The following is a 9,107-nucleotide window of genomic DNA, read 5'->3' as shown; positions in this document are numbered from 1 at the left end:
GCAAGTCAGAGAAACCAGTATCCACAAAACTTCGGGATTTTCAAGTTATTTTTTTCATACCCTGATTAAGCAACGCCAAAGGTTACACGGCCTGGTTATGTGATCGTGCGCGCAAAAAAAGTGGGCAAGATAAACAGGTAAGGCGTTGCTGATTCACGGTATTCAGCAACGCCTCATTTTCAGGTGTGCTCGCGCGAAGGAGGAGTTTATGGACATTCAAAACCCATCGTTCAGACGGAACCTCAAATTTCTGGGTGGTTCTGTTGTTGGGTTGGCGGGACTGCTGGCAGTTTGGATTGTGGGTGGCAACTATATCGCCTCTGTGCATGAAAAAGAAATCGAGCAGGATTTAGCAGCATTTGCCCAACGGTTTCCCAAAACTGAGCCGAATGATGCGGCGTTGAAGCTGGCGGCGTCCAGCGCTAAAGTGGGATTCGATGGAGGGGCAAGTTTCTCTTCTGCCGATCGCTCCATCAAGTCTAGGGCTGATTTTAAGTCTTCAGAGGACGATCGAAAGGCATTTGAAGAAATCAGACAAGAATTAACTCAGTACCTAAACGCTGAGATTGCCAAACCAAACGATACCGTAAATCCACCTTCAGAGAAATTACAGCGCTATCTCGCCGGACGCCAAACGGCTTTAGCAGAACTTCGCCAGCAGGTTTTAAATAATGAAGTGCCGCACTGGGGAACCGATATTACCTGGATGCTGGAAGGAGATATAACGTTTCCCCTACCCAGTTATTTATGGCAGGCTAATTTCCAAAAAGTTTTAGCCCTAGACATTCTAGAAAAATACCGTAAAGGTCAGACGCAAGCAGCAGCAGAAATGCTGGAAGTATCCTGGAAAATCAACCAGTCTTTAACAGAAAGCCCCTCCCTACTCCCTCAACTTGTGGCTTTGATTGTGACTAAATATCAAGCAGGGGTGATGCGGAAAGCCGATCGGCTTCCGGCCCAGTGGCAGCAGCGCTTGCTGGAACGCGATTACCGCGAATCGATATTGACATCCTTGCAGGGAGAATATTTGTTTCAGTTCAAATCTTTGCAAGACTTCCTTTGGAAACATTCGTGGTCTTCGATACTAAAAGCATCAAGCTCTTATAATGATGGGGGAATACTTTCACTAATTCAAGGGAACTATTTCCAGACTTCAGAAGAAAAAATCTTAGACAGGACTTTATCTCCTGTCCTGGCGTGGTTCAAGCCGGTAATCAAACCTTATGTTCGCTTTTCTGCGATCGATAGTTATCACGCCTATAAACGATCCCTTGCAGCATCTCGCCAGCACAATGTTTGCGCTTCTGATTTAGCTACGGCAAAAGACTCCGCGTGGTGGAATTATATAGGTAGGACATCTACAGATCTATCCAACCAAACCAGTAAAGCAGCCAAATATATGCTGGATTTGGAACTGACTCAGAAAATTCTGCAAGTCAAAGCACTAGCAGCCAAAACGGGAAAATGGCCGGCATCGGTTCCCGATATGGAGTCGTCTATCTGTCCGGGTGCAAAATGGCTGTATCGCGTTGCTCCCGACGGTACGATGTCGATCTCGTTTAGCGAGAAACCCAAATGGTTGGAGGAGAGATTAAATTACAAAGGGCTACCATTTACCTATAGCGACAAGACACTGCCGCAGCTCAAAAACCGAGCCTCTACCCGACCAAAGCGATAATGGCACATCCCCAACGACAGTTTGCGATCGTTGGTGCTGGCCACCATTGGCTAAGGAGCAGGGAAAAAGTGTCTCAGAACCCCAGATTTCCACGTACATCGGCGTTACTTAACCAGGGTATGAAAAAAATAAGTTGAAAATCCCTAAGCTTTGTCGATACTGGTTTCTATGACTTGCCTATTAGCCTTTCATACCCTGGCATCAGCAACGTTCATGCTCTCGAAAAACCTCATTGGTGCCGCAGGTGAATACTACGTTTGTGCCGAACTGTGCCGGCGTGGAGTTTTGGCACTTGTCACGCCAAAGAATAACGAGATTTTTGATGTTCTGGCTTCGGATACTTTCGGCCAAAGAACAATCTCGATTCAAGTCAAAACTATGGCAATCGCCAACACACAAGGTTGGAAATTCGGGCCAAACATGAGCATAAAGAAGAATAACGACAACTTGTATGTTGTTCTGGTAAATATGCACGACAATGGCACAAACGATTTCTATATTTACAAACACGATGAACTTGTGGAAAGAGTTAATCACCTCTACGATGAGTACATGAGCAAGCCAAAGCGTGACGGGTCGGTGAGAAAAGAACCTGGCTTCCGTTGGTTCGACCACAAGTATTTTACAGATGATGACAAATCACGGAAGAATAATTGGGCGTTGCTCGGCTTCACGGCGCTGGCACTGTAACGCCCCAACAACAGGTTAACAAGGCGCTGCACCCGACCGCCTACAGTCCGCTCGTTTCTCGCTCCCTTCCGGCGGGTGAGCCTGGTCGTTATCTCGTAAAGGCTGCCTGACTTTGGAGATGATTCGGTCTCGATCGAGTGTCAAATCAAAGCCCCTAACGCTTTTAATAAAATATGCAATTGCAACAACGACTGACTGAGATCGACCTTGATGCCTATTTTCAACGAATTGGCTATAGCGGTGACTGCTCACCCAGGCTGACAACGTTACAGGCAATTCATCAGCGACATTCCCAAACGATCGCCTTTGAAAACCTCAATTCACTCCTGAAACAACCGGTTTTGCTGGATTTAGCATCCTTGCAACAAAAACTAATCCACGAGGGACGGGGCGGCTATTGTTTTGAGCAAAACTCACTGTTGCGGGCTGTTTTGCTTGCTCTTGGCTTTCAGGTAACGAATCTAGCAGCTCGCGTGCTGTGGAATTTGCCATCCGGGACGATCGCGCCCCGCAGTCACATGGTGCTGGGGGTCAATATTGATGGAGAGCCATACATTGCAGATGTGGGATTCGGAGGATTAACGCTTACCACGCCGCTTGCTTTGACACCGGATATTGAACAACCTACATCCCATGAACCATTTCGATTGATCGCAACCGATCGCAGCTACATTATGCAAGCATATATCAAGCAGGAGTGGAAATCCCTTTACAGATTCGATCAAGAGGAGCAAGAATTACCCGATTATGAGGTGAGCAATTGGTATGTTTCAACTCATCCCAACTCGATTTTTGTTACTAACTTGATGGTGGCAAAACCGGATTCAAATTGTCGTTATGCCTTGTGGAACAATCAGTTTACGGTGCATTATTTGGATGGTCGAACAGAACACCGCGTCCTTTCAACGGTTGCAGATTTACGCGCTACCCTTGAGAATGTTTTTTGTCTCAACCTGGGAGCGATCGCCGAGATCGATCGGATGTTACAACAATTAATTGAGCGATCGTGTGCGATGACCTAACAATTCTCTCGGTTAACGGTCAATCAATGTAACGTACCGTTCTTTCCCCGTTAATCTATTAGGGCAGCAGCCGAAATACGTGCAAAATAGGACAACACGTAAGGTTTTGTAAATATAAGACCAAATGATTTGAAGTAGCAAAGCCTGAAATATTTAGCAGTAAAATATTTCCGCTTTTTAGGTCTGTACGAGGGCAAAGTATAACCACTACTCTGCCTTCTCAAACTTGGTTGAATAGTCAGCTAATTTAAAATGGTTTTGTGCTTGCAACTTTCGAGAAAGCTACGTAGAAACTTATTTGTTAGGTTTCTTAATATCACGTCCTCGGAATGCAGGTATCTCGGCTGTATCCCAACGAAGCATCCGATATTGAAGAAGTTTCTACACGCGCTGCTGCATGAGGCACAGCAGTAAAACCTGGGGCGTTACAAATAATCTGGGCCCCAGCACAATTATGATTGCAGTGAACCCTGGCTTTGGGTGTTGAGGAACGCACTTTCCTGGCATTTTTCCCCGCCCTTAGCTGTTTAAACCGAAGACAGCCAGCGTTCGTCTTGCCGGTACCGAGAATAACCGCCATTGCTAAAAGTAACAAAGACGGGAGTTTTAGTGGTGCAGTCTAAAAAAGTGTACGCCCAAGTTGACCCCGACCACATAACCTCGTCTACTTCATAAATCTGTTGCGACCCTTGGGAGTTGTAAATGCCAACTCTTTGACCTTTCTGGAATTTAGCAATTTGTTTCATCGAACTAACTTATTGTCACTTGAACCCGCGAACGCTGCATCTAATCGCAATTACCAAGGAACGCCAAAAAACTCTCTGTTCACAATGCCTGATAACTCGTGCGATAGCGCAACCGCCGACCGCCGACCTCTGGCATCGCTTTCAATTTATTGTGAATCGTTCAAAAACAAAGAAATGCAACAGTCTCGAAACATTGCGCCTTTGTGACTCGTTGCATTTCATTAGGTCAATGATATGCTCGATCGCTGCTAAAAGTCAATACCGAGTGTGGCAAAGATGAAAATTTCTTAATTCTGTGAACATAGTTTAGGCAAGTTTGCTTAGTCCAGGTATCACAATCTTTGCCAGATCGTCGGTCAGTCTAAGAAATCCGTTCTTGAGTCCCCAGTCATGGATCTTAGTTGGCAGTAAGAATCCGTGAGCCGAAGCATTTCTCAGAGCTTTCGCCAGTTTGTATGCCTCACACCAGGAATCTACAGATTGGGATTGAACCAACCACCGATCGATCGCTTTCTTATCTCCTGAAGTTACTCGCAGAAATGAAGCTAATGCCCCATCTTCCTTGTTCAGCCATTTTGCAAGCTTCGGTTTACCTCTAGGCGGCTCTATTGGTTTGTAGTCGGGCAGGAAGCATTTTTCCAGAAATCTTTCATACATCTCCTTCTCAACTTGCCTGTTCCATTTGTCCATCATTAAAGCTTTAGATGCAATCTCAAAACCGCTGTAGGCGATTACCAGCCTCCACTGATGTCCTCGCAGCTTATCATTGACGCTGCAGGTTTCGCTTTGACCGATGGCAGGATGTTGCCATTCGATCGCTGCTTGAACTAAAGCCTGCCCTGGGGATAAAGCTTTAATAAGTCGGTCGATATGTTCTGGACTGTTACTGTGTTGGGAATTAAAATAGAAAAGTTTTTTCTGGATGCAATCGCGTTTAGCTGCATCGGTCAACCAAGACTTATCTGGTTCTAAGACATTCCCAACATCCTTCCATACCCTGCTCAAATCTTCCGAAACGTTCATATTACATAAGTCGGATGCGTTCTTTAGGTTTATCGGCAACCAATTGAACGCTACCACTTTTTGTAATTACTACATCATAGTCGTGGGTTAAAAAAGTTTCAATTGAGATAAAGCACAGATCGGGAAGACTTTGGTCGTATGAAACGTGTACGGTTTCGATGGGAATTTCTCTACCGCTACTAACTTGCGGACAGAGGTTCGCTTCAAAAATCGCATCCAATGCCAGACCTATCAATTCAAAAATGGGTTTATATTTCGCCATATTTCCTCTCAAAGTTGTATCTAGCAACTAGATTTTTCTAGTTAATTCGTGTTGCGGTTGAATCGGTTAATCGCTCGTGCAGCCAACTCCGAAAGTTCCTCAAGCCAATAAAGCCGTCGGTCGTATGAAATTGCCGCAGCCAGAAGCTGATGTCGGTCAACATCACCCGGTTAGTTAGCGTTAGCCTAATATTTTCTTTGTTTGTAGTCAGCATTACCTTACCATCTACTGCTGCATTACTGCATCAATCTTGGGTATTTCGCGAGCGGGGTGGGGCGGAGGCGGCAAGAGAACGCGCTCGTTTGCGGAGCAGGCCGAACCTCTCCGCGCTCGTGGCAATCGTTTGTTAACAAGAAAAGATTTGCCCGGAATGTAACGGTTAACCGAACTTGATTTTTGTTCGCAGGCGCTAAAGTTAAGTTTTACGGTCGTGTTCGCGCTCTCGAACAAATTTGAGGAATTGATATGTCAGACTCGAAAGCCCAAGAGCTTAAATTACAACTCGAACAGGTCATTAAAAACAAGGATAGTGACAAGCTTTACAATGGAGGCCAAGCTCTTATCAATCTCTTACCAGGGGGGTCGCTGGCATCCTATATTTATGAAACTTATGTCAAGTACCCGGCCAATCAACGGTTAGACAATTTTTTACTGAATCTTGTTGAGGCTATCAAAGAAATAGAAGATAAAGTAGAGAGCTTTTCCGCAGACAGCCCTATTTTTCAGACAGCATTAATATCTGCCCTTGGCACCGCAATGCGCCACCACCAAGAACAAGAATTAGAAGCGCTGAGAAATACAGTTTTAAATGCGGGGCTACCAAATGCACCGGAGGCAGATATTCAGAGAATGTTTCTCAATTGGCTAGATGAATTTACAACCTGGCATTTGATGTTGCTCAAGTATTTGCACGAAGGTACTTATAATGACCTGCAACTTGTTCGAGATGATGTTGATGGCAAGCGCCCTTTTTACAATCAAGTTTTGCAAGATCTGAATGCAAAAGGTTTAATTCAATTGAAAGAAAGGTATGTAACTAAAGAAAAGAATGAAAAATACGAAACGCAGTTTAGACACTGGCCCATTCTATCATCTATAGCTCAACTTGACCACTTAGGTTATGAGGTTCCTTATCAAGATACAAACTTGGTATCTTTCAAGAAAGTTGAGGATATTGATGCAATTGTTAAGGAAAGCGAATTTTATTATCAGTACGGTAGCCAAGGCTCCAAAACAGAGCGTGTTACAGATGTTGGTAAATTATTTTTAGACTTCATTAAAAACCCTCTTGAAAAAGTAAGCTTTGCTCGTTGCCCGCAGTAAAAGCCGGTAATATGGGGGCAATCGCTGCTAACACTATGAAACAGGACAAATCTTTAAGTTCCGCTAGTAGCGATCGCCACCATGCGAGTACAGCAATCGCCCCCAATATCAAGAGAACTCTTACCCCTAAACCTCCTTAAGCCCCTCTTCCAACAACATCCGCACAATCTCCACTTTCTTACGCCCTGTCCTAGCTGCCAGCACCGACAGCTTGCGGTGCAGAGTTTCGGACATATCCACAGTAAACCTGACCGTGGCTTCTTTATCGGGTGCTTGCAGTTTGCTCATCAGGCTAGGCTCCTTTGATTGAATGGAAACTGGTTCTGGTAGCGATGCTTCCGGCTGCGGTGGTTTTGCGGTGGCCAATAAAGCGAACGGTGGTGGCGTTGTCAGAGAGAGATATTGATGCTGGCAATGCAGATTTTGGTTTTAGTCCTGCTCTGGGCGTTGGTGGTTGTGATGGCCCAGATAGTTGGGAGGGTCGGGATGGCCCAGAAGGTCGGGAAGGTTGAGAGGGTTGGGAGGGTCGGGATGGCTGCGAGGGTCGGGATGGCTGCGAGAAAGAGCGGAGGCTACTTGACCACCCAACCCGAACTCTTGCACCGGGGGTCATATCTACAATATCTACGTCTGGGGATTTACTTGTTTTTTGGCTCACAACGGTAATGCTCCTAAAATTTCTTTGAACAATTTGTGGTACTCCTTCGCAAGATATTTAGCAGATGGCAAGATTTCCCCCGACAGTATCCAAATGTGTTTGCCTGAATCGATCGCCTCCAACATTTTCCTGGTTTTGTCAGCCTGATTGGTATATCAGAGCCTGTTGCAGCGTAAGAAGCGTCAAGCCAATACTTCTCGGTTAACCCTAGAACCGTCAAAAAAACTCGCTGTAAGTTTCCCTCTAAAAAGCCAACGCACAGAGGTAGAGAAATTAAAATTTGATTCCTAACATATTCTATCCTTAATACGGTTTAACCCTAACTGAGAACTATTGACATGATTCCAGGGATAAAAAAAGCTTGGCTTTACACATTTTGCTTGTTTTTACTGACTTTTGGTTGCACAAGCATTAACTCCAGTGATAGAGAAGACACTCCCAACAACCAAACAAGTGCGCCGGGGGGTATCACAATATCCAACGCCGATCGCACAAACGAATTACGCGATCGGATTGAACAAATCTCTCAGGCGGCGATCGGGCGTGTTGGGGTGACAGCCACAGTGCTAGAAACCGGAGAGTCAGTGACTCTGAATGGAAATCAGCAATTTCCGATGCAAAGCGTTTACAAGTTTCCTATTGCAATGGCTGTTCTGACTCAAGTAGACCAAGGAAAATTGAAGCTAGATCAGAAAATTCGTGTTGAAACCAGTGATGTCCTCCAGGGTAGTCGGATTATCGACGAGAAATCGCAGGGAATGGAATTCAGTCTGGCTGAACTATTAAAGTACATGGTTTCTGAGAGTGATGGTACGTCTTGTAATGTGCTGTTACGACTCCTCGGTGAGCCAAGGATTGTCACGGAGTATTTGCTCCGTCTTGGCATCAACGATATCGTTGTTGCTAATACGGAGAAGGAGCTAGCGCAAGACCCAGCAGTGAAGTATCGTAACTATTCGACACCTGATGCTATGGTCGTTTTGTTACGCGCTTTTCATGAGGGAAAAGGGCTTTCAAAATCTAGTCAAGCCTTATTGCTGCAATTGATGACACAGACAACTACAGGTCCAAAGCGCATTAAAGGACTGTTGCCTGATGGGACAGTTGTGGCGCACAAAACTGGTACTTCATCTACTGTAAATGGAGTGACGGCTGCAACCAATGATGTAGGACTCGTGACGCTTCCGAGTGGGCAACAAATGGCGATTGCAGTTTTTGTTTCAGATTCTGGGGCAAACAATGCGATACGCGAGGAAGTCATCGCAAAAGTGGCGAAGGCCGCATGGGACGAATGGAGCAAATAGACATGAAAAATTATAGCGAACCGTTTCTTTTGTGTTTGCAAATTTCGCTCAATTGCGATCGCAACCATTCATCAGAAAGAGCAGGCTAGTTGGAGGCGTTGCTGAATACAGGTATGAATTAAAGATTTCTCAATGCCTATAGGCTTAGTAGGATGAGTTTTGTAACATCAAGCGAAAAGTTGCATACCGTGAATCAGCAACGCCAGAATCCTTACCTTTCAACCTCCTTAAGCCCCTCTTCCAACAACATCCGCACTCTGGTTTACTTTCTGGCGTCCCGTCCTGGCTGCCAGCATCGACAGCTTGCGGTGCAGAGTTTCGGACATATAGTCATTTCAAATAAGTATGAGACACTCTTCATGCACAATAAGCACGAATAACTTCATCAAGAGATGTGCCAA

General features: G+C 45.3%; 11 protein-coding genes. 6 read left to right on the top strand and 5 right to left on the bottom strand.

Annotation, left to right across the window (positions count from 1 at the left end; all coding sequences use genetic code 11):
- Window positions 1-208: 208 nt before the first annotated feature.
- From QUB77_RS30805 to QUB77_RS30795, 3 genes are all read left to right on the top strand, one after another.
- Window positions 209-1,678 (top strand): hypothetical protein, encoded by a 1,470-nt coding sequence (locus QUB77_RS30805; protein ID WP_333180632.1) that lies wholly within the window; start codon window positions 209-211, stop codon window positions 1,676-1,678.
- A gap of 168 nt (window positions 1,679-1,846) precedes the next feature.
- On the top strand, window positions 1,847-2,368 hold the full coding sequence (locus tag QUB77_RS30800; RefSeq protein ID WP_333180631.1) for a hypothetical protein: 522 nt from the start codon (window positions 1,847-1,849) through the stop codon (window positions 2,366-2,368).
- A gap of 173 nt (window positions 2,369-2,541) precedes the next feature.
- A complete protein-coding gene (locus tag QUB77_RS30795; RefSeq protein ID WP_333180630.1) occupies window positions 2,542-3,390 on the top strand; it encodes an arylamine N-acetyltransferase in 849 nt (282 codons plus the stop codon).
- Between the two features lie 527 nt (window positions 3,391-3,917).
- Here the strand turns inward: QUB77_RS30795 and QUB77_RS30790 are convergent.
- The 4 genes from QUB77_RS30790 to QUB77_RS30775 form a co-directional block, all read right to left on the bottom strand.
- Complete coding sequence (locus QUB77_RS30790) at window positions 3,918-4,136, bottom strand: hypothetical protein (protein ID WP_333180629.1); 219 nt, start codon at window positions 4,134-4,136, stop codon at window positions 3,918-3,920.
- Between the two features lie 306 nt (window positions 4,137-4,442).
- Entirely contained in the window at window positions 4,443-5,159 is a 717-nt protein-coding gene (locus tag QUB77_RS30785; RefSeq protein ID WP_333180628.1) for a hypothetical protein, read from the bottom strand.
- 1 nt (window position 5,160) lies between these two features.
- On the bottom strand, window positions 5,161-5,421 hold the full coding sequence (locus QUB77_RS30780; RefSeq protein ID WP_333180627.1) for a hypothetical protein: 261 nt from the start codon (window positions 5,419-5,421) through the stop codon (window positions 5,161-5,163).
- A 37-nt stretch (window positions 5,422-5,458) separates the two neighbouring features.
- Window positions 5,459-5,635 (bottom strand): hypothetical protein, encoded by a 177-nt coding sequence (locus tag QUB77_RS30775; RefSeq protein ID WP_333180626.1) that lies wholly within the window; start codon window positions 5,633-5,635, stop codon window positions 5,459-5,461.
- 251 nt (window positions 5,636-5,886) lie between these two features.
- On the opposite strand from QUB77_RS30775, the gene QUB77_RS30770 reads away from it, so the two are divergent.
- Window positions 5,887-6,744 carry a hypothetical protein gene (locus QUB77_RS30770; RefSeq protein ID WP_333180625.1) on the top strand — a complete coding sequence of 286 codons (858 nt, stop codon included), beginning with the start codon at window positions 5,887-5,889 and terminating at the stop codon, window positions 6,742-6,744.
- Between the two features lie 126 nt (window positions 6,745-6,870).
- Here QUB77_RS30770 and QUB77_RS30765 read toward each other — a convergent pair whose 3' ends face one another.
- Window positions 6,871-7,032 (bottom strand): hypothetical protein, encoded by a 162-nt coding sequence (locus QUB77_RS30765; RefSeq protein ID WP_333180624.1) that lies wholly within the window; start codon window positions 7,030-7,032, stop codon window positions 6,871-6,873.
- Window positions 7,033-7,046: 14 nt separating this feature from the next.
- Between QUB77_RS30765 and QUB77_RS30760 the strand changes: the two genes are divergently transcribed.
- On the top strand, window positions 7,047-7,256 hold the full coding sequence (locus tag QUB77_RS30760; RefSeq protein ID WP_333180623.1) for a hypothetical protein: 210 nt from the start codon (window positions 7,047-7,049) through the stop codon (window positions 7,254-7,256).
- 484 nt (window positions 7,257-7,740) lie between these two features.
- Entirely contained in the window at window positions 7,741-8,706 is a 966-nt protein-coding gene (bla, locus tag QUB77_RS30755; protein WP_333180622.1) for a class A beta-lactamase, read from the top strand.
- Window positions 8,707-9,107 lie beyond the last annotated feature (401 nt).

The sequence above is a fragment of the Microcoleus sp. AT9b-C3 genome (assembly GCF_036705485.1).
Taxonomy (GTDB): domain Bacteria; phylum Cyanobacteriota; class Cyanobacteriia; order Cyanobacteriales; family Microcoleaceae; genus Microcoleus.
Note: the sequence above shows the minus strand (reverse complement) of the source record. Positions and strands in the feature narration are given on the sequence as shown.